Source organism: Miltoncostaea oceani, from assembly GCF_018141545.1.
Lineage (GTDB): Bacteria > Actinomycetota > Thermoleophilia > Miltoncostaeales > Miltoncostaeaceae > Miltoncostaea > Miltoncostaea oceani.
Map to the genome: position 1 here is coordinate 1,347,284 of NZ_CP064356.1, position 19,315 is coordinate 1,366,598.

General features: G+C 76.0%; 19 protein-coding genes. 13 read left to right on the forward strand and 6 right to left on the reverse strand.

Annotated features, from left to right (window positions below):
• Positions 1-95: 95 nt before the first annotated feature.
• From IU369_RS06885 to IU369_RS06910, 7 genes are read left to right on the forward strand one after another with little or no spacing between them, the layout of a single operon-like run.
• Positions 96-269, forward strand: coding sequence for a hypothetical protein (locus tag IU369_RS06885; RefSeq protein ID WP_217923832.1), 174 nt, complete (start codon positions 96-98; stop codon positions 267-269).
• Positions 266-1,747: a sigma-70 family RNA polymerase sigma factor gene (locus IU369_RS23550; protein WP_217923833.1), complete on the forward strand. Its 1,482-nt coding sequence runs from the start codon at positions 266-268 to the stop codon at positions 1,745-1,747. Before IU369_RS06885 ends, IU369_RS23550 begins: the two co-directional genes overlap by 4 nt.
• A 1-nt stretch (position 1,748) precedes the next feature.
• Complete coding sequence (locus IU369_RS06895) at positions 1,749-2,171, forward strand: secondary thiamine-phosphate synthase enzyme YjbQ (protein ID WP_217923834.1); 423 nt, start codon at positions 1,749-1,751, stop codon at positions 2,169-2,171.
• A gap of 47 nt (positions 2,172-2,218) precedes the next feature.
• The gene (locus IU369_RS06900; RefSeq protein ID WP_217923835.1) at positions 2,219-2,563 is read left to right on the forward strand and encodes an STAS domain-containing protein; all 345 of its coding nucleotides are present in this window, start codon (positions 2,219-2,221) and stop codon (positions 2,561-2,563) included.
• Between the two features lie 28 nt (positions 2,564-2,591).
• Positions 2,592-4,277, forward strand: coding sequence for a SpoIIE family protein phosphatase (locus IU369_RS06905; RefSeq protein ID WP_281426231.1), 1,686 nt, complete (start codon positions 2,592-2,594; stop codon positions 4,275-4,277).
• Complete coding sequence (locus tag IU369_RS23555) at positions 4,274-4,396, forward strand: hypothetical protein (RefSeq protein ID WP_281426213.1); 123 nt, start codon at positions 4,274-4,276, stop codon at positions 4,394-4,396. The genes IU369_RS06905 and IU369_RS23555 overlap by 4 nt, the downstream gene beginning before the upstream one ends.
• 45 nt (positions 4,397-4,441) lie before the next feature.
• The gene (locus tag IU369_RS06910) at positions 4,442-5,599 is read left to right on the forward strand and encodes an arginase family protein (protein WP_246551454.1); all 1,158 of its coding nucleotides are present in this window, start codon (positions 4,442-4,444) and stop codon (positions 5,597-5,599) included.
• A gap of 452 nt (positions 5,600-6,051) precedes the next feature.
• Here IU369_RS06910 and IU369_RS06915 read toward each other — a convergent pair whose 3' ends face one another.
• Genes IU369_RS06915 through IU369_RS06925 form a run of 3 tightly spaced genes read right to left on the reverse strand, consistent with a single transcriptional unit; the run spans position 6,052 to position 8,968 of the window.
• A complete protein-coding gene (locus tag IU369_RS06915; RefSeq protein ID WP_217923838.1) occupies positions 6,052-7,173 on the reverse strand; it encodes a winged helix DNA-binding domain-containing protein in 1,122 nt (373 codons plus the stop codon).
• The gene (locus IU369_RS06920) at positions 7,170-8,111 is read right to left on the reverse strand and encodes an ATP-dependent DNA ligase (protein WP_217923839.1); all 942 of its coding nucleotides are present in this window, start codon (positions 8,109-8,111) and stop codon (positions 7,170-7,172) included. Before IU369_RS06920 ends, IU369_RS06915 begins: the two co-directional genes overlap by 4 nt.
• Before the next feature lie 17 nt (positions 8,112-8,128).
• Positions 8,129-8,968 (reverse strand): sulfurtransferase, encoded by an 840-nt coding sequence (locus IU369_RS06925; RefSeq protein ID WP_217923840.1) that lies wholly within the window; start codon positions 8,966-8,968, stop codon positions 8,129-8,131.
• Positions 8,969-9,118: 150 nt separating this feature from the next.
• Between IU369_RS06925 and IU369_RS06930 the strand changes: the two genes are divergently transcribed.
• The 6 genes from IU369_RS06930 (at position 9,119) to IU369_RS06955 (ending at position 15,057) form a co-directional block, all read left to right on the forward strand.
• Positions 9,119-9,532 (forward strand): cytochrome c maturation protein CcmE domain-containing protein, encoded by a 414-nt coding sequence (locus IU369_RS06930; protein WP_217923841.1) that lies wholly within the window; start codon positions 9,119-9,121, stop codon positions 9,530-9,532.
• A 51-nt stretch (positions 9,533-9,583) separates the two neighbouring features.
• Positions 9,584-11,575: a heme lyase CcmF/NrfE family subunit gene (locus IU369_RS06935; RefSeq protein ID WP_217923842.1), complete on the forward strand. Its 1,992-nt coding sequence runs from the start codon at positions 9,584-9,586 to the stop codon at positions 11,573-11,575.
• Between the two features lie 7 nt (positions 11,576-11,582).
• Positions 11,583-11,876: a hypothetical protein gene (locus tag IU369_RS06940; protein WP_217923843.1), complete on the forward strand. Its 294-nt coding sequence runs from the start codon at positions 11,583-11,585 to the stop codon at positions 11,874-11,876.
• Positions 11,873-12,688, forward strand: coding sequence for a hypothetical protein (locus IU369_RS06945; RefSeq protein WP_217923844.1), 816 nt, complete (start codon positions 11,873-11,875; stop codon positions 12,686-12,688). The genes IU369_RS06940 and IU369_RS06945 overlap by 4 nt, the downstream gene beginning before the upstream one ends.
• Positions 12,689-13,096: 408 nt before the next feature.
• Complete coding sequence (locus tag IU369_RS06950) at positions 13,097-13,834, forward strand: M23 family metallopeptidase (RefSeq protein ID WP_217923845.1); 738 nt, start codon at positions 13,097-13,099, stop codon at positions 13,832-13,834.
• On the forward strand, positions 13,831-15,057 hold the full coding sequence (locus tag IU369_RS06955) for a murein hydrolase activator EnvC family protein (RefSeq protein WP_217923846.1): 1,227 nt from the start codon (positions 13,831-13,833) through the stop codon (positions 15,055-15,057). Before IU369_RS06950 ends, IU369_RS06955 begins: the two co-directional genes overlap by 4 nt.
• Here the strand turns inward: IU369_RS06955 and IU369_RS06960 are convergent.
• Genes IU369_RS06960 through IU369_RS06970 form a run of 3 tightly spaced genes read right to left on the reverse strand, consistent with a single transcriptional unit; the run spans position 15,054 to position 19,299 of the window.
• Positions 15,054-17,810 carry a diguanylate cyclase gene (locus tag IU369_RS06960; RefSeq protein ID WP_217923847.1) on the reverse strand — a complete coding sequence of 919 codons (2,757 nt, stop codon included), beginning with the start codon at positions 17,808-17,810 and terminating at the stop codon, positions 15,054-15,056. The genes IU369_RS06955 and IU369_RS06960 overlap by 4 nt on opposite strands.
• Positions 17,807-18,541: a uracil-DNA glycosylase gene (locus IU369_RS06965; protein ID WP_217924341.1), complete on the reverse strand. Its 735-nt coding sequence runs from the start codon at positions 18,539-18,541 to the stop codon at positions 17,807-17,809. The genes IU369_RS06960 and IU369_RS06965 overlap by 4 nt, the downstream gene beginning before the upstream one ends.
• Positions 18,538-19,299 carry an alpha/beta hydrolase family protein gene (locus IU369_RS06970; RefSeq protein ID WP_281426214.1) on the reverse strand — a complete coding sequence of 254 codons (762 nt, stop codon included), beginning with the start codon at positions 19,297-19,299 and terminating at the stop codon, positions 18,538-18,540. Before IU369_RS06970 ends, IU369_RS06965 begins: the two co-directional genes overlap by 4 nt.
• Positions 19,300-19,315: the final 16 nt, after the last annotated feature.

Below are 19,315 nucleotides of genomic sequence, written 5' to 3' on the forward strand. Positions count from 1 at the left end.
CGGCGGCGTGCGGGCGTTGAGGAGGTGACCGCCACCGACCCGAGGAGGCCCCCGATGTCCCGGATCCCGGCCACGACCGCCCCACCCGGCCCCGCATGAGCGGCCCGCGCACGCTCGACGAGCAGATGCTGGCGGATTGGGCGGCGGTGGGGCTCCGTCGCCTGGAGGCGCACCTCGCGCGACACGCCGCCTTCTGCGATTTTCTCCGCGACCGCCCCCCCGACGCCGACGAGCGCGAGGATCCATGTCCCCCGGAGCGCGTGGGATGAGCACCGCCGACCTCACCGACGCACAGCTCGGGGCGGAGGCCCTGCGCGGCGACCGCGACGCGTTCACCGCGCTCTTCGGCCGCCACGAGAGCGGGCTCTACAACGTCGCGTACCGGCTGACCGGCAGCCGGGAGGACGCCCGCGACATCACCCAGGAGGCGTTCCTGCGCGTCTTCGCGCGCCTCGACGACCTCCGTGGGCGCGACGTCAACCTCGCCGCGTACCTCCACCGCACCGCACGGAACCTCGTCTACGACCGCAGCGAGGGGCGCCGGCGGGAGACGCCGTCGGCGGAGATCGAGACCGTCGCGGGCGCCGACACGGCCCTCGCCGCCGACCCCCAGCTCTCGGCCCTCGTCGGCGCGCAGGGCGACGACGTGCGCGCGGCGAGCGCCCGCCTGCCGGAGCGCCACCGCCTGGCCCTCGCCCTGCGGGAGCTGGAGGGGATGGGCTACGAGGACATCGGCCGGGTGCTCGACATCACCCCCGGCGCCGTCGCCCAGCTGCTGGCCCGCGCCCGGATGGGGCTCCGCCGCGAGCTCCGCCTGGAGCAGGTCGACGTGGGGTCGATGGAGCCGGGCTGCCGGGCGCGGCTCGGCGACATCGCCGCGCTGGTCGACGGCGAGCTCGACCCCGACCGGGCCCACGTGCTCACGCAGCACCTGGAGCTCTGCCCGTCGTGCCGCGCCGCCCGGGAGGCCTTCGAGGACGCCGGGCGCCGGTACCGCGCATGGCTGCCGTTGCCGCTCCTGCTCGGCATGGGCGCGGACGCCGCCCGCGCCGCCGAGGGACGCGGGCTCGTGCGCTTCGCCGGGGGAACGCGGCGTGGGGGTGGCTGCCGCGCGGCGGCGCGGCGGCGGGCCGCCCGCGCGCACGGCTCGCGGGGTCGCCGGCGCCGGGGCGCTGGCGGTGGCGTGCTGGTGGCCGTCCCCATCGTCGTCGCGACCCGGTCGGGGTCGACGCCACCCGCTCCCGCCGCCGCCCCGGTCGCCGCGGCGGGCACGACGACCGGTTCCCCGCCGTCCCCCCCGCTCCCGCGACGACGACCGCCCCGCCGCCGCGCACGGCCGCCTCGACCGCCGGGTCACCACCGTGGCCGCCGCCCCCGCGCCGGTCGTCGCCGTCCCGCCGGGGCCGGCCCCCGCGGTCCGTGCCGTCGGCCCCCCCGGCGACGACCACCGGTCCCGCCCCGTCGCGCCGCCGGCCACGACGACGTCCCCGCGACGGCCCCGCCCGCGCCCCGCCCCGGTCCCGACGGTGGGGCCGCCGGCGACCCCGTGCCGCCCCCGGCCGCTCCGGCGCCGGCCCCGGCGCCACCCGCCGCCGACCCCCCGCCGGTCACCGACCCCCCGCCCGGCACGACCACGTCGCGTGACCCGGTCGAGCCGCCGCCGCCGACGACCACCCGGCAGACGCCGCCCGACATCCCGTTCCCGACGACCTTCACCATCCCGCGCCCGCCGATCGTGATCGGCTGACGTGGTCTGGCTGCGCGAGCGGATCACGCTGCGCCCCCGTCCGCGGGGCGTGCACCTCGTCACCCGCGAGGTGGTCGAGGGGCTGCCCGGCCTCGCCGCGGTGCGGGTCGGCGTGCTGCACCTCTTCATCCGCCACACGTCCGCCTCGCTGGCGCTGAACGAGAACGCCAGCCCCGACGTCCGCGCCGACCTGGAGGAGTGGTTCGGACGCGCCGTCCCGGACGGGACGCCGTGGTTCCGCCACACGCTGGAGGGCCCCGACGACATGCCCGCGCACGTGAAGGCGGTGCTGGTCGGGGAGTCGCTGACCCTGCCGGTGGGCGACGGGCGCCTCGACCTCGGCACGTGGCAGGGCGTGTACCTGTGCGAGCACCGCGACGACGGCGGGCCGCGGGCGGTGACGGCGACGGTGTGGGGCGAGTGACCGGCGACGGGGTTTGGGGCGGGGCGCCGGGGGGTAGGCCGCCCGCCGTGGCCACATTCGACGTCAGCGTGGAGAGGGACCCGGGCGCCGGCACGTGGGTCGTGAGCGTGGGCGGGGACCTCGACATCGCCGCGGTCCCGGATGTCCACCGCGCGGTCCTCGAGGCGGAGCGCGACGGGCCGGACCGCCTCGCCCTCGACCTCAGCGACGTGGTGCACCTCGACTCGAGCGGCCTGCGGGTTCTGCTGGACGCCGCGGGGCGGGCGCGCCGCGGGGGACGCCGCCTGATCGTGGTCGCCCCGCCCGGGGGTCCCGTCGGCCGTCTGCTCGAGCTGACGCTCCTCGCCGATCACCTGGACGTCGTCCGGGACCTCGACACCGCGTTGGCGTGACGGCGGCCGTGCCGGGCGGGGCGCGGTCCTGAGCAGCGGCGGGGGTCCCCGCCTCCCGTGGCAGGCGCGGGCCACCGAGGAGCTGCTGGAGACGATCGTCAACTGCGCCCCCCTCGGGTTCGCCCTGCTCGACCGGGAGCTCCGGTTCGTGCGGGTCAACGAGGCGCTGTCGCGGATGGACGGGCTGCCCGCCGACGAGCACGCGGGTCGGCGTCCGTCCGAAGTGATGCCGGGCATCGCCCCCGAGGCGTGGGCCGCGCCGTTCCGCCGGGTCGTCGACGGGGGCGACCACCTCAACGACGTCGAGATCACCGGGACGCTGCCGGGGGCGCCCGACGAGGAACGCCACTGGCTGTCGAGCTGGTACGCCGTGCGGGACGAGGGTGAGACCGTCGGCGTCGGCATGTTCCTGGCGGACATCACCTCGCGTGTCCGTGCCGAGCGCGGTCTCACCCTGCTGGGAGAGGTCGGCGAGGCGCTGGACGCGGCGCTCGGGGTGGATGAGCGCCTCGCGCGCCTCGCCGCTCTCCTCGTACCCGGCATCGCGGACTTCTGCACCATCGACGCGCTCGGCCCCGACGGGGAGCCCCGCCTGGTGGCCTGCACCCACGTCGACCCCGACGGGGAGCGCACCCTGCGCGACCTGCGGGCCCGCGCCTCCCTCGACCCGGCGGTGCCGATGGCGATCGGGCGGGTGCTGCGACAGCGGGCGCCGGAGCTCATCGCGATCACCCCGGAGACGCTGGAGATGGCGGCGCGGGTGTCGGGCGAGGGCGACGCGCTGCGGGCGCTCGCGCCGCGGTCGGTGATCGTCGCGCCGATCATCGCGCGGGGGCGGACGCTCGGCGCGCTCCTGCTCGGCACCGGCCCCTCCCGGCGGGTCTACGACGGCGAGGACCTCGCGCTGGCCCGCCAGCTCGCCCGCCGCGCCGGTCTCGCGCTCGACAACGCCCGCCTCTACGACGACCAGCGACGCATCGCCCGCACCCTGCAGCGCAGCCTGCTCCCTCCCGACCTGCCGGACGCCCCCGGGCTGGAGGCGGCGGCGCGGTTCTCGCCGATGGGCTCGGGCGACGAGGTCGGCGGCGACTTCTACGACATGTTCGGCGCGGGGCCGAGCTGGATCGCGGTGATCGGCGACGTCTGCGGCAAGGGCGCGGAGGCGGCGGCGCTGACGTCGCTCGCCCGCCACGGGCTGCGGGCCCTCGCCCGGGACGACCCGGACCCGAGCCGGGTCCTCACGGAGCTGAACGAACTGATCGTCCGTGAGCGCGGGCTCGACCCCCGCTTCTCGACCGTCGCGTACGCGCGGTTCCACCCCGGCCCGGGCGGGGTCCACCTGACGGTGTCGTCGGCGGGGCACCCCCTGCCGCTGGTGGTGCGCGCCGACGGGCGGGTCGAGGAGGTCGGCCGGCCGGGCACCCTCCTCGGGCCGTTCCCGGCGGTGCGGGTGCACGACCGGGCGGCGGACCTCGGCCCGGGCGACGCGGTGGTGCTGTTCACCGACGGCGTGACGGAGGCCCGGCAGGGGCGGGAGATGTTCGGCGACGCCCGCCTGCGGGACCTCCTCGCCTCCCATGCGGGCGCCCCCGCCGACGTGCTCGCGGGGGCGGTCGAGGAGGCGGTGATCGCGTTCCACGGCGGGCCGGCGGCCGACGATCTGGCGGTGCTGGTGGTGCGGGTCGCGGACGCCCCTGCGATGATGGCGGGGTGAGCGAGCCCTCCTCCGCCCGGCGCGACCCGACGTGGGTCTGGTACGGCCTGGCCGCGGCGGCGCTGATGGTGCTGGTGCTGCTCGACGTGCTCGGCGTCCTGGACCGGCTCGGCCCCTAGGTGGCGGGCGGATCGCCCGGGGTCGATGCGCCCCGGCTGTTGGTCGTGCACAGCGACGACCTGGGGATGCGCTTCGGCGGCGACCACCCGACGGACCGCCGCCGCCACCGGCTCGCGGTCGCGCTCTGCCGTGAGGCGGGGATCCTCGACGCGCCGGGGGTGGTGCACGAGGAGGCGCCCGGTCCCCTCCCCGACGCGGTGCTGGAGCGGGTGTTCGCGCCGGCGTTCGTGCGGGCGGTCCGCCGGTACAGCGTCACGCCGGTGCTGGCGGCGGCGCCGGAGGCGGCGCAGTGGGGGATCGGCGGGGACAACAACGCGTACGAGGGGATGCACGACGACTCGGCGCGGGCGTGCGCGGCCTGCCATGTGGCGGCGGTCGCGGTGGGGGAGGGGCGGGCCCGGTCGGCCCTGGTTCCGGCGGGGGGCGCCCACCACGGGCAGGCGAACCGCGCCCACGGCTTCGGCATCTACAACGAGACCGCGGTGGCGATCGGGGCGTTGCGCGACGCGGGGGTCGGGCGGGTCGCCTACATCGACCTCGACGTCCACCACGGCAACGGGACGCAGTGGATGTTCTACGACGAACCGGATGTGCTGACGGTGTCGGTGCACGAGAGCGGACGTCACCTGTTCCCGGGGTCCGGGTTCGCGGCGGAGACGGGTGGGGCGGGGGCCCCGGGGTCGGCGGTGAACGTGCCGTTGCCGCCGTTCGCGGGTGACGAGGTGTACCGGCGGGCGATGGACGCGGTGGTGGTGCCGGTGGTGCGGGCGTTCGCCCCCGGCGCAATCGTGGCGCAGTGCGGCGTGGACCACCACCACGCCGATCCCCTGAGCCACATGCTCACGACGATGCCGCTGTACCCGGAGCTGTGGGACCGCCTCCTCCTGCTCGCCGACGAGGTCTGCGACGGGCGCCTCGTCGCGCTCGGCGGGGGCGGCTACGAGCCCTGCACCGCGCCGCCCCGGGCGTGGGCGCTCCTGGCGGCCCGGATGGCGGGGGTCGCGGTCGACGTGGCCGAGCCGCTGCCGGAGTCGTGGCGCCGCATCGCCCTCGACGCCGGCTGCCCCGACCCCGCCCACGGCTGGCTCGAGGACCGCGGCCCCACCCCCGACCCCGCCCGCGACGCCCGCGCCCTGGCGGAGAGCGACGCCGCCATCGCCCAGACCCTCGCCGTGATCGGCCGCTTCCACCCCGACCTCTGAGGGCGGCCCCCGGGGAGGCACCGGGAGGGCGGCGGGGCGGCGGGCGGCGGGGCGGCGGGAGCCGGGGAGCCGCCACGGGCCGGACGAGGGCGGGACTCCCGACCGTACGACCCCCTCCGTCACCGATCCACACCGACCCGTGTCGACCCCGTGCCGAATCGCCCGGTCGCCGTGAGTGTCCAAATGGACCTCGGTGCCGCGGCCAAATGAACCTCGGCGTCGCGGCGAATTGAACCTCGGCGCCGCGGCCAAGTGAACCTCGACCTCGCGGCCAATCGAACCTCGACGCCGTGGCCGAATGGACCTCGACGCCGTGGCCGAATGGACCTCGACGGCGTGGCCAATCGAACCTCGGTGCCCACGGCCGAATGGACCTCGACCTCGTGGCCGATTGAACCTCGACGGCGTGGCCGATCGGCCACGAACCCCCACGCGCCGGCGGCGATCCCGGATCAGGGGGACCCGGCGAGCTCCAGGGTCGCGGGGACGCCGAGGAAGCGTCCGAGGTCGGCGACGTCGGCGGCGAGGGCGGCCGTCGTGGCGGGTGCGAGGTCGTGGAACGGGGTGACGGTGACGACCTCCTCGCCCCGCCGCCGGGCGCGTGTCCAGGTGCCGGCGATCCGGTCGCCGACGAGGACGGAGGGGAGGATCCAGGTGCCGCGGACGAGCGCCGGCGCGTCGGCGGGGGCGACGAGGGGCGTCCGGTCGCGGTGGCCGAGGAGCAGTCCGTCGAAGGCGGGGAGCAACCGCACCGGCCCCACCTCGCCCGCCCCGCCGCCCGCCCCGCCGCCCGCCCCGCCGGCCCCCTCGGCCCCGCCCGCCCCGCCGCCCCCGCCCGTCCCCCCGGCCGCCCCGCCGCCGTCATCCCCCGCGAACCCCGCCCGCCGCCACCCCCGCACGGCGTCCCCCACCGGCAGGCCGCTCCACCGCGCCAGGTCCCGGGCGTCGGACGGCCCGTACGCCCCGCGGAAGCGCCGCGCCAGCTCCGCCAGGGAGTCGTCGCGGTCACGGGCGGGCTCCGGGGCGACCCAGTCGTCGAGGAGGACGTAGGTCGGCTCCTCGTCCGGGCGGTCCGGCCCGCGGCACGCCACCCCCGACGCGCACGCCAGCAGCACCACGTGGGCGGGCGCCTGCCCCTCCCGCGGCACGGCGACCCCGCGGTCACCGAGGGCCGCGACCACCTCCGCCCGGGTCAGCGGCCCACCCCCCAGCACCGCGGGGACCGCCGCGACGATCCGCTCGCACAGGCCGGCGTCGAGGCCGAGGTCCGCCCGCCGCCGCGCCGTCCGCGCGATCACCACCGGCCCCGTCAGCCCCGTGATCCACCGGACGTCCTCCGCGGGGAGCACGTGCAGGGTCCCGCGCATCGCCCACGTCCGCACCACCGACCGCTCCGCCGAGCACGCCCGCACCACGTCCGCGGCCGTCAGGCCCTCGCTGCGCGCCCGCACCCCCAGCCGGGACGCCCGCGTGTCCTGCGCCTGGATCGCGAGGGCCGCCCGCACCGCTCCGTGGACGTCCCGTGCCCGGGGGTCGCAGAGGCCCTGCGCGCGCACCCGGGCGGCGGCGCTCACCCCCCGGCGTCGAGCTGGTCGAACGTGCAGCTCCGCGGCTCGCGGTCGTCCCGCCAGCGCAGCAGGCGGGCGCCGTGGCGGATCCGCCCGTCGCTCGCGTGGTCGTAGCTGACCTCCGCGACCAGCTCCGGCCGCATCTCGATCCACTCGAGGTCGCGGTCACCGTCCCAGCGGCTCGCCTCGCCGCTGCCGCGCCCGCCCGTCTCGTAGGGCGCCAGCTCGTCGCGCAGGCCCTTCTTGCGCGCACCCGTGAAGCCCGCGCAGTGGCCGACGGGACGCAGGCCGTCGCCGTCGTAGAGACCGAGGATCAACGACCCGACGGTCCCCTCCAGCTTCCCGGGCCGCCAGCCCATCACCACGCAGTCGAGGGTGCGCACCCGCTTCACCTTCACCATGCCGAGCCGCTTGCCCGGCACGTACGGGGCCGCGACCTCCTTCGCGATCACGCCCTCGGCCGTCGCGAGCCACTCCCGCGCCCGCTCCGGGTCGGCCGTCGACTCGACGGGGGAGACCCCCTCCATCGCCTCCAGCCGCGCCCGCCGCTCCGAGAACGGCAGCTCCATCAGGCTCGCCCCGTCCTGGGCGAGCAGGTCGAACGCGGCGAACACCGCCGGGATCTCCTCGCTCAACCGGGCGATCCGCGACGCGGCGGGGTGGATGCGCTGCTGCAGCAGCCCGAACTCCTCGCCGCCGTCCGCCCCCGCGATGAGGATCTCGCCGTCGAGGACGTAGTCGCCCGGGGGGAAGGTCAGCTCCGGGAAGTACCGCGTCAACGGCTTCCCCGCCCGCGACCACACCTCCACCGCGCCGGCCTCCGAGACGATGATCGCCCGGAAGCCGTCGAGCTTGCGCTCGTACACCCAGCCCTCGCCCTCCGGGAGGGCCTTCCCCGGACGGGCGAGCTGGGGGGCGGGCGGCGGGGTGCGCGGATCGGTCACCCCGCCGACACTACCTCCTACTTCTCGACGGGGACCCCGACGAGGCTGCCGTACTCGGTCCACGACCCGTCGTAGTTGCGGACCCGGTCATAGCCGAGGATCTCGTGGAGGACGAACCACGTGTGACTCGACCGCTCCCCGATCCGGCAGTACGCGATCACATCGGTGTCGGGGGTGACCCCCACCCCGCCATACAGGGACGTCAACTCCTCATCGCTCTTGAACGACCCGTCCTCACGGGCCGCCGAGGCCCACGGCACGTTCGCGGCACCCGGGATGTGGCCGGGGACCTGCGCCTGCTCCTGGGGCAGGTGCGGGGGGGCCATCACCTCACCCGAGAACTCGGCGGGGCTGCGGACATCGACCATCGTCGCCCCCTCACCACCGATGTGGGCGAGGACGTCATCGCGGAACGCCCGGTACTCCTCCCGCACCGGGGCGAGGGGACCGGGGTCCGCCGCCGCCGGGGCCGGGACCTCGGTGACCAGCTCACGGTCCTCCAGCTCCCACTTCTTGCGGCCACCGTCCATCAGGCGGACACGGTCGAACCCCTGGTACCGCAACAGCCAGTAGGCGTAGGTCGCGAACCAGTTGTTGTTGCCGCCGTAGAGGACGACGGTGGTGTCCGGGCCGACCCCCGAGCGGGCGAGGAGGGCCGACAGGCCCTCCTGGTCGAGGAAGTCGCGGCGTGGCGCGGCGTGCAGGTCGTCCTTCCAGTGCCACGCGATCGCGTCGGGGATGTGGCCCCCGGCATAGGCGGCGGTGTCCTCATCGACCTCCACCAGCCGGTAGGCGGCATCGCCGGTGTGGGCGGCCACCCATTCGGTGGAGACGAGTACCTCGTCCCTACGGCTCATACGGTCTCCTCCTCGGTCGTGCCGGGTCGTGGGCGCGATCATAGCCGGGAAAACCTCCGGATTTCCCGATGATCGGACGCGGACGATCGTCGCGGGAAGGGCGGTTCGTCCCCCCGATCGCGCCGGGCACCGGTGTTACCATCGGCCCCGATGCGCTCCCGCCTCCGCTTCATCGTCGCCATCGGACTCGCCGTCGTCCTCGGCGGGGGGCTGCTCTACTACTCCATCGGCGGCACCATGGAGACGTACGCCGGCCCCGGCGAGCTGACGAGCCAGAAGACCTACCGCCTCAACGGCACGGTCGCCCCGGGATCGCCGAAGGACCCGGCCGGGCAGGCCCAGAGCTCCGAGGGACTCACCTTCACGGTGATCGACAAGGAGAACCCGGGCCAGAAGATCACGGTGCTCTACCGCGGCACGGTGCCCGACCAGTTCAAGGACGGCCGCGAGGTGGTCGTCACCGGCACGCTCAAGGGCGGGACGTTCGTCGCGCGCAACGACTCCCTCGTCACGCTGTGCCCCTCGAAGTTCACGGACCGCCCGGACGACCAGACCCCGGCCTGAGCGTGACCACCGGCCCGTCCCGGCGGACCCCCGCCGAGTGAGCGCGGCTCCGTGAGCATCCTCGGCCGCGCCGCCCTCCTGCTCGCCCTCGCGGCGGCGGTCTACGTCGTCTACGCCGCCCTGCGCTCCCGCCGCCCCGGCGGCCGCGCCTGGGAGACGAGCGCCGAGCGCGCCGTCTACGCCGTCTGCGCCTTCACCACCCTCGCGGTCGGGACCATGTGGGTGGCCCTCGCCACCGACAGCTTCGAGCTGCGCAACGTGGCCGAGTACACGTCCAGCACCCTCGGGCTCGAGTTCAAGCTCACCGCCCTCTGGGGGAGCCAGGCCGGGTCGCTGCTGCTGTGGGCGTGGATCCTCACCGTCTTCTCGGCGATCGTCGTGCGGACCAACCGCAACCGCAACCGCCTGCTGATGCCGGTCGTGATGGCCGTCCTCATGGGCATCGCGATCTTCTTCCTGCTGCTGCTCTCGTTCGTGACGAGCCCGTTCGAGACGCTCGCGCAGGTGCCCGCCGAGGGCCGCGGCCTCAACCCGCTGCTCCAGAACCCGTACATGCAGATCCACCCGCCGATGCTCTACCTCGGCTTCGTGGGCCTGTCGGTGCCGTTCGCCTTCGCGATCGCCGCGCTCGTGACCCGCAAGGTCGACACCGCGTGGATCGCGAGCGTCCGGCGCTGGACGATCTTCTCGTGGCTCTTCCTCGGCATCGGCATCCTGCTCGGCGCCAAGTGGGCGTACGAGACCCTCGGCTGGGGTGGCTACTGGGCCTGGGACCCCGTCGAGAACGCGGCCTTCATGCCATGGCTCGTCGCGACCGCGTTCCTCCACTCCGTGATGGTCCAGGAGCGCCGGGGGATGCTGAAGGTGTGGAACATGGTGCTGGTCATCCTGACCTTCACCCTTTGCCTGTTCGGCACGTTCCTGACGCGGTCCGGGGTCATCTCGTCGGTGCACGCCTTCGGCGAGTCGACGCTCGGCCCGTTCTTCCTCGCCTTCATCGCGGTCATCCTGATCGCGTCGGTGGCGCTGCTCGTGAGCCGGCTGCCGCTGCTGCGCTCCCAGCACACGCTCGAGAGCTACATCTCGCGCGAGGCGATCTTCCTCTTCAACAACCTGCTCCTGGTGGGGCTGGCGTTCGCGGTCTTCTGGGGGACGGTCTTCCCGATCATCTCCGAGGCCCTGCGCGGCGAGCGGATCACGGTGGGGCAGGGGTACTTCAACCAGGTCGCCCTGCCGATCGGCATCGCGCTGCTCGTCCTCACCGGCGTGGGCCCGCTGATCGCCTGGCGCAAGTCCTCGCCGGCGCAGCTGCGCCGGCGCTTCGTGGGCCCGATCGTCGTCGCCGCGGTCGCCGCCGTGCCGCTGCTCGTCCTCACCGACCTGCGCAACAGCCCGGCCGCCGCCGCCACGATCATCGCGGGCGTCTTCGTCACCGCGTGCATCACCGGCGAGTTCTGGCGCGGGATGAAGGTGCGCCACGCCCTCGGGGGCGTCTCGTGGCCCGGGTCGCTGACGAGCATGGTGGCGCGCAACCGGCGCCGCTACGGCGGCTACGTCGTCCACCTCGGCATCGTGCTCCTGTTCATCGGCTTCGCCGGATCGAAGGGCTTCGTCACCGAGTCCGACATCGCCGTCGCCCAGGGCGAGCGCGCGACCGTCGCCGGCTACACGTTCGTCAACGAGGGGTCCGACCGCACCTCCGACGACCACTCGTCGATCGTGTCCGTGACGATGGGCGTCTACCGCGGCGGCGAGCGGATCGGGACGATGACCCCCGGCGTCGAGACGTTCGCGGTCGATGAGACCCGCTCGTCGAAGATCGCGATCGACACGAGCCCGCGACGCGACCTCTACCTGTTCCTGACGCGCCTCGAGGACAACGGCCTCGCCCGCGTCTCGGTGTACGTCAACCCGCTCGTCGCCTGGATCTGGGTGGCGGGCATCCTGATGTTCGCCGGCGGGCTGCTGGCCGCGTGGCCGGGAGGACCGTCCGCCCGTCGCGAGAGGGCGGCCGCCCCCGCCGACGGGCGCGCCCCGGCATGATGCACGTGTGGGGACGCTGATCGGTGCACTGATCCTGGCGGTGGTGGCGTTGGCCGTCATCGCCCTCGTGCTGTGGCCGCTCGTGACGCGCGAGCCGGGCGACCCGCCACCCGACCCCGTCGCCGACGCCCGCCGCGCGATCGACGAGGACCTGCAGCGGTCCCTCGCCGCCGTCCGCGAGATCGAGATGGACCACCGCGCCGGCAACCTCTCCGACGACGACTTCGCGGCGCTCGACCGCGCGGAGCGGGCCCGTGCCGTCGAGCTGATGCGCCGCGTGGACGAGCTGGACGGCCGGTGAGGAGGCGGCTCGCCGCCGCCCTCGCCCTCGTGCTGGCCGCCCTCCTGTGCGCCGGCTGCGCCGCGACGCTCGAGGTGGAGGCCGACATCGACCGCGACGGCCGCGGCAGCGTCACCCTGCGGCTCACGATGGACACCGAGGCGCAGGAGGCCCTCGGCCTCGCCGCCGACGCCGACCCGGCGGAGGCCGTCGCGCGCTTCGCCCCGCTCCTCGGTGACGGCGGCTGGGCCTCCGGTGACGCGCAGATCGCCGCGACGCGCGACGAGGACACGGGCGAGCTCGTGCTCGAGACGACCCGCCTGGTCGACTCGACCGACCAGCTCGACGAGATCCTCTCCTTCGAGCGGCCGATCGCCCAGATCGCCCCCGACGCGTCGACGCTGTCCGCGCTGCCCGGCCTGCCACCGGAGGCCCCGCTCCTCAACGCCGTCGACCTGCGGCTGGGGGACGGCAGCGGCGACAACCCCGGCTTCGACCTCTTCGCCCGTGGCGGGGTCGGCGAGATCGGGGGCGACACCTGCGCCGGTGACGACGTCGTCGGGTTCGCCCGCTCCCTGCGGGACGCCCTCGAGATCCGGTACGCCCTGAAGCTCCCCGGAGGCCCCGGCAGCACCAACGCCGACGAGACCCCGCGGGGCGAGAACGTCTGGCTCGCGCGCTACGGCGACTGCCCGCCCCTGCAGGCCTCCTCGGGCGGCGGCAGCTCCAGCACCCTCGTGAACGGCGTGATCCTCGCCGGGCTCACGGGCCTGCTGCTCGTCATCTTCGCGCTCCGCGCGATCCGTCGGCGACGCCCCTCCGAACCCTCCTGAGGACGGCCCGGACCCCTGCAAATAGCGGGGAACCGGGGTGTGACACACGTCATGGCGAACCGGGCGGGGCTTGACCGGCGACGCCGAAACCCCATAAAGTGCCGCGCGTTCCCGACTTCTCCAGGGTTCGCCGGGCCATTGCCCTCGCCCGGCCACCCGTAGTCCGCGGCCTCGCCGTGGGCGGAAAGGAGCCGAAGGATCCCAGCCCGACCGCGCACCATCCAAGGTCACGGCCGTCTCTCGCGGAATCTCGCGAGGACGCTGGTCATCCTCTCCACCCTCGTCGCAGGCGTCGGCACGTCCGTCGCCCAGGCCGTCGAGATCCCCTCCGCACCGTCCGCGAGTCCTGCTCCCGGCGCGGCCCCGGCCCCCTCCGCCGCCGCCCCGGCACCCGCCGCGGCCGCCCCGGTGGCGACGGCGCCCGTCGCCACGCCACGCGCGGCATCGGTGCCCCTCGTCCTGAGGGTCGGCTCCCGTGGCCAGGCCGTCCGCGACCTTCAGCGCGAGCTGCGTCGCCGCGGCATCCGGGTCGTGGTGGACGGGGCCTACGGGCCCGCCACGAAGCGCGCCGTCAGGAAGCTCCAGAAGCGCCTCAGGCTCCGCGCGACCGGCGTGGCGGACACCCGCCTGCTGAAGCGCCTCGGCCTGCGCACCCGCACCGCCGCCGCCGCGCCCGCGCCGACCGCGGCCCTCGCCGCGCCGGGCACGTCGAAGTACCTCGACGTCTTCCCGGTCGTCGGTGACTACAGCTACTCCGACGACTTCGGCGCCGCCCGCCACCAGGGCAGCCACGAGGGCGTGGACATCATGGCCGACCGGGGCACCCCGCTCGTCGCGGTGTCCACCGGCACCATCAACCGCCTCACCCGCACCGAGAGCGGCCTCGGCGGCATCTACGTCTGGCTCGAGCGCGCCGACGGCACCGAGTACTACTACGCCCACATGAACGCGATCGCCGAGGGCCTCGACGCCGGTTCGAAGGTCACGGCCGGCCAGGTGATCGGCACGGTGGGCAACACGGGCGACGCCCGGTACGGCGCCCCGCACCTGCATTTCGAGATCCGGCCGGCAGGATCCCGGCCGATCGACCCGTATTCCCATCTGGTGGCCGTAGACCCGACAGCCCGGACGCAGGCACGCAGGTGACCCCGCGGCCGGCGGCCCCGGGCCGCCGCGCCGCCGGCTGGGCCGCGCTCGTCGGCGTGTGCCTCGCCGCCGGCGCCGGTGGTGTCGCGACGTCGGCGCCCGCCGACGACAAGGCCGACGTCGACCGCCGCCTCGAGCGTGCGCAGGAGCGCCTGCAGGCCCAGCGCCAGCGGGAGAGCGTCCTCACCGACCAGGTCCAGGGCTACACGGACCGCATCCGGGTCCTCGAGAGCCGGCTCGCGCCCCTGCGGGCCCGCTCGGCGCGCCTCGACGCCGAGCTCGCCGAGCTGCAGGACCGCCTCGCCGCCCTCACGTCGCGCCTCGCCGTGGAGCGGGCGCGCCTCGCGGCCGCCGAGGACGCCCTCGCCCGCCGCCAGGTGCTGCTCGCCCGCCGGCTGCGCCAGCTCTACGTTCGCGCCGAGCCCGACCCGATCCTCGTCCTCGTCCAGTCCGGCAGCCTGCGCGACGCGGTCGAGACCGCCGACGTGCTCGAGGGCATCGCCGACCGCGACGGCGACCTGGCGCGCTCCGTGTCCCGGTACGCCGACCAGACCCGCCGCACCCGCGACGCCATCGCCGAGGTGCGCGCCGACGTCGCGCGCTCCGAGGCGCGCGCCGAGGACGCCGCCGTCGAGGCGCGGGCCGCGAAGGCCGACCTCGAGGAGCAGCGCGCCGGCGTCGGCCGCCTGCTCACCGAGCGCCGCGACCTGCTCGGCAGCGTCCGTGGCGACCGCGAGGACATCGAGGCGGAGGCCCGCGACCTCGAGAGGCGCTCGGCGGCGCTCGCCGACAAGATCCGCTCCGCCCAGGGGCTGCCGTCCGCGCCGAGCGGGAGCGTCGCGACGGGGACGGCCTCGTCGGCCGGTCTCGTGTGGCCCGTGAACGGCGCGATCACCTCCGGCTACGGGCCGCGGTGGGGCCGCATGCACGAGGGGCTCGACATCGCCGGGGGCAGTGGCACGCCGATCGGGGCGGCGAAGGCCGGCACGGTCATCCTGGCGGGCTGGAGCGGCGGGTACGGCAACCTCGTGGTCGTCGACCACGGGGGCGGCCTCTCCACCGCCTACGCGCACCTGTCGAGCATCTCGGTGTCGGTCGGCCAGTCCGTCGGGCAGGGCAGCGTGGTCGGCGGCATGGGGACCACCGGCAACTCGACCGGCGTCCACCTGCACTTCGAGGTGCGGGTCAACGGCGCGGCCGTCAACCCCCTGGGCTACCTCTAGGGGCCGGTGGAGGTGGTCGCGGCCCCGGCGGTCGCGGCCGGCGCGGCGTCGTGCCGCACCACCCGGTCGCGCCCGGCGTCCTTCGCGCGGTAGAGCGCGACGTCGGCGAGGCGCAGCAGGTCGCTCGCGTCCCGGGCGTGGCGCAGCTCGCAGACGCCCATCGACAGGGTCAGCGTGCCCACGTCGTCGAAGGCGACGGTGCCGAGGTGGTGCCGCATCCGCTCCGCGGCGTCCATCGCGTCGGCGCCGTCGGTGCGCGGCAGGACCCACGCGAACTCCTCGCCGCCGATGCGGGCCACGGTCTCGTCCTCGCGCACGTGACCGAAGATCTCGGCGGCGACGCCCATCAGCACGCGATCGCCCGCCGGGTGGCCGTGGGTGTCGTTGATGCGCTTGAAGTGGTCGATGTCGATCAGCACGAGGCTGACGTCGGTGCCGTCGCGCCGGGCGACGGCGATCTCGGCGGCGAGGCGGTCGGTGAAGGCGCGGCGGTTCGGGAGCCCGGTCAGGTGGTCCGTGGACGCGAGGGTCGCCATCTGGGCGCGCGCCTCGGCCGACATGATCGCGAGCGCCACCAGCTCGGCGAGGCGGGTGAGGCGCTCCGCCGTCTCGGGGCCGAGCGGCTCGTCGGGGCGGGTCGTCACGGCCGACAGGGCGCCCCACAGCCGGTTGTCCACTCGGATGGGGGCGGCCACCGCCGACGACACCGGACGACCGGGGAAGATGACGCTCGGGATGGGGGCGGTGCCGTCGCCGACGCGCGCGACCACCCCGGTGGTCGCGACCCGGCCGATGGCGGTGGGTGCGGTCAGGTCCACGGCGGCGCCGGTCGCGGCGGCGTCGTCGCCGCGGGCGTGCGCGCCCACGACCACGCCTCGCAGGCCCCGCGCGTCGAAGCGCACCACCCCGGCGGCCTCGGCCCCCGTGATCGCGGCGGCCTCCCGAGCCACCAGCTCGTGCACCTCGGGGGGCTCGGCGTCGCCGGCGACGACCGTCGCGACGCGACGCAGGGCGTCCTGTTCGCGGCCCGCCTGGACCCGGGCCGTGATGTCGGTGAAGCAGCACACCACCGACCGGCTGCCGTCGTCGTCGAGCGGCCGGGTGGAGACCGACAGCCAGACGAGGGAGCCGTCGGGCCGGTGCATGCCCAGCACGACGCCGTCCTGCGGCTCGCCCGTCCGGAGGGTGACCAGCGCAGGGTTCTCGTCGGCGGGGAGCGGGGTGTCGTCGTCGCGCACCGCGCGCCAGCGGGGGTCGGTCGTGGCGCGACCGGTCATCCCCTCCGCGCTGATCCCGAGGATCGCCTCGGCGGCGGGGTTGCACGAGACGATCGCGCCGGTGGCGTCCTGGACCACGACGCCGTCCGAGAGCGACTCGAGCAGCACGCGGTACCGGTGCTCGCTCGCGCGCCTCCCCTCCTCGGCGCGCGTCTGGCGCGTGGTGTCGCGGGTGACGACGAGGACGTGGTCCGCGGGTCCGTCCGGGCCGGGCTCCGCCACGAGGCGCGACTGGAACGTGCGGGGACCGTCCGGCGACGCGAACGCGAAGTCGACCTCGACCCCCTCCTCCCCGTCGAAGGCGCGCCGCATCGCCCCCTCCCACGTCGCGACGAGCGCGGGCGGCATGCCGGCCTCGGCGCTCGTGCGCCCGAGGAACGCGGAGGGCGGGAGACCCGTCGCGGCCGTGACGGCCGCGTTGACGAAGGTGCACCGCAGGTCGCGGTCGTAGCGGGCGACGATGTCCGGCGAGTTGTCCGAGAGCGCGCGCAGGCTGCGGCGGCTCTCGCGCAGCTCCGTCGTCGCGCGGCCGACGGCGGACACCGCGAAGCGGTCGCGCCGCGCCACCGCCACGGCCAGCAGCAGGGCGAGCAGCGTCAGTGCGACGCCGCCGGTGAGGATGGCGACCGGCTGGGTGAGGGACGTCGGCGGGCGTCCGGCGAGGATCGTCCACCTCCGGCCGGCGACGCCGACGTCGACGCGCGCGCCGCCGGCGGCCGCCGGCGCGGGGGCCGACAGCACGTCGTCGCCGTCGCGGATCTCGATCGGCACGCCGGCGTCGGCGGCGTCGATGATGCGGGCCGCGAGCACCTCGAGGGGGAACGACCCCACCACGAAGCCCCGCAGGGCCCGGAGCCGGGCGGCGGCGCCCGTCGGCGCGGAGCCGCCGGCGTAGACCGGCTGGTAGATCAGGATGCCGCGGACGCCGCTGCCGAGGAGGGTCAACGGCGCGGTCGCGATTGCGGTGTCCTCCAGGGCGGCGCGCCGCAGCGCCGCCCCCCGGGCCGGGTCCGCCGACGAATCGAGCCGGAGCGGCACCGCAGCGGGGAGCCGGGTCGTGACGTACGTGAGGGGGTAATGGACCCCGTCGGGGGCGACGCGGGTGCCGCCCGCGCCGTCGGGCACCGTGATCGGCACGCCCGCCTGCGCCTCGTAGGGGGCGCGTCCCGACGGCGTCACCTTCGGCATCCAGGCCACCGCGGCCAGGCCACCCCGCCCGAGCACGCGGCGTGCGAAGGCCGCGAAGTCGCGTGAGGTGACCTCGTCGGACGCGTCGAACAGGCCGGCGGCGTTCCCGAGCGACCCGGAGGCGTTGGTGACCCCGAGCCGGGTGACGTCGACGGCGCGGGCGGCGCCGGCCGCGGCCCGTTCGTCGGCCCGCTGTCGCTCGTGGCGCAGCGACGTCGCCGCGACCGCCAGCGTGCCGAGCAGCAGCAGGGCGACGAGCACGGTGGGGAGGATGCGGCGGTGGCTCACCCCGCGCGTATCGGCGCGACGGGTCCCCCAGGTGACCTCCGGGGCGGGGGCCCGGCGGGACCCGGCCCGCCGATCTCGCGGGCGCGCGCGAGGACGTCGTCGATCATCGCCGGGGTGAGGCGCCCCGTGAACACGTTCTGCTGGCTCGGGTGGTACGAGCCGATCAGCGTCAGGTCCCCGATCCGCGCCTCCGCGCCGTGGCCGAAGCGCGGCCACGGGCGGGGTGGGTCGAGGGTCCGGAGCACCGCGTCCCAGCCGATCGCGCCGAGGGCCATCAGCACGCGCGCGCCGGGGCAGAGCGCCAGCTCGCGCAGCAGGAACGGCCGGCACCGCGCCCGCTCGTCGGGGGTCGGGCGGTTCGCGGGCGGCGCGCACCGCACCGCCGCCGTCACCCGGCAGCCCGTGAGCCGCAGGCCGTCGCCCGGGTGGACGGAGGCGGCCTGCGAGGCGAGGCCGGCGCGGTGGAGGGCCGCGAAGAGGAAGTCGCCGCTGCGGTCCCCGGTGAAGACCCGGCCGGTGCGGTTCGCGCCGTGCGCGGCGGGGGCGAGGCCGACGACCACCAGCCAGGGGTCGGGGTCGCCGAAGCCCGGCACCGGCCGTGCCCAGTACTCCTCGTCGATGAACGCGCGACGCCGCACCCGGCCGACCTCCTCGCGCCAGGCCACCAGGCGCGGGCACGCCCGGCAGGCGACGACCTCGGCGGCGAGGGCCGCGTGTCCGTCGGCGCTCAGCGCGGGGACCCGAGGTGGGCGCCGAGGAACGCGACCGTCTCGCGCAGCACCCGGGGGTCGTGCTGCAGCGAGCCGTGGCCCCCGCCGAGCGCGACGCGCAACCGCATCGGGTGGGGCGTCATCCCCGCGAGGGCCATCGACGAGCCCCACGGGACGCGGTCGTCGCCGGTCGCGTGCCAGTAGCCGCGGGCGACCCCGTCGTCGCGGGCCACCGCCGCCTCGAGCGGCAACGTGAGCGGCCAGTCCTCGCCGAGCGTCGCGGCGAGGCCCTCGGGCCGCGCCGGGCAGATCGCGACGACCGCCCGGACCCGGGCGTCCGCCGCCGCCGCCGCCAGCGCGAGCAGCCCGCCCATCGACGAGCCGCGCAGCCCGAGCGGGCCGTGCCCGCGGGACGCCAGCAGGTCGAGCCCGGAGACGACGTCGTCGAGGGCGCCCGCGTCGAGCGTCCCGTCGCTCTCGCCGTGGCCGCGGAGGTCGAGGGCGAGCGCGGCGATGCCGGCGGCGGCGAGGGCGGTGCCCATGTCGGCGTGGTTCTCCTTGCGGCTGCCGAGCCCCGGCACGACGACGACCCCCGGGGTCCCCGGGGCGGCGGGCCAGTGGAGGGCGGCGAGGGAGGGGCCGCCGGGGGCGCGCAGCGCGATGCGGTCGGGGACGCTCAGGCGGGGGAGGATACCGCTGATCTGGTACCGTCCCGCCCGCCGATGATGCCGCTCGATCAGGTTCTGCCTCCCTCGGCAGCGGTCACCCCCGAGGGCCACCTGTCGATCGGTGGTT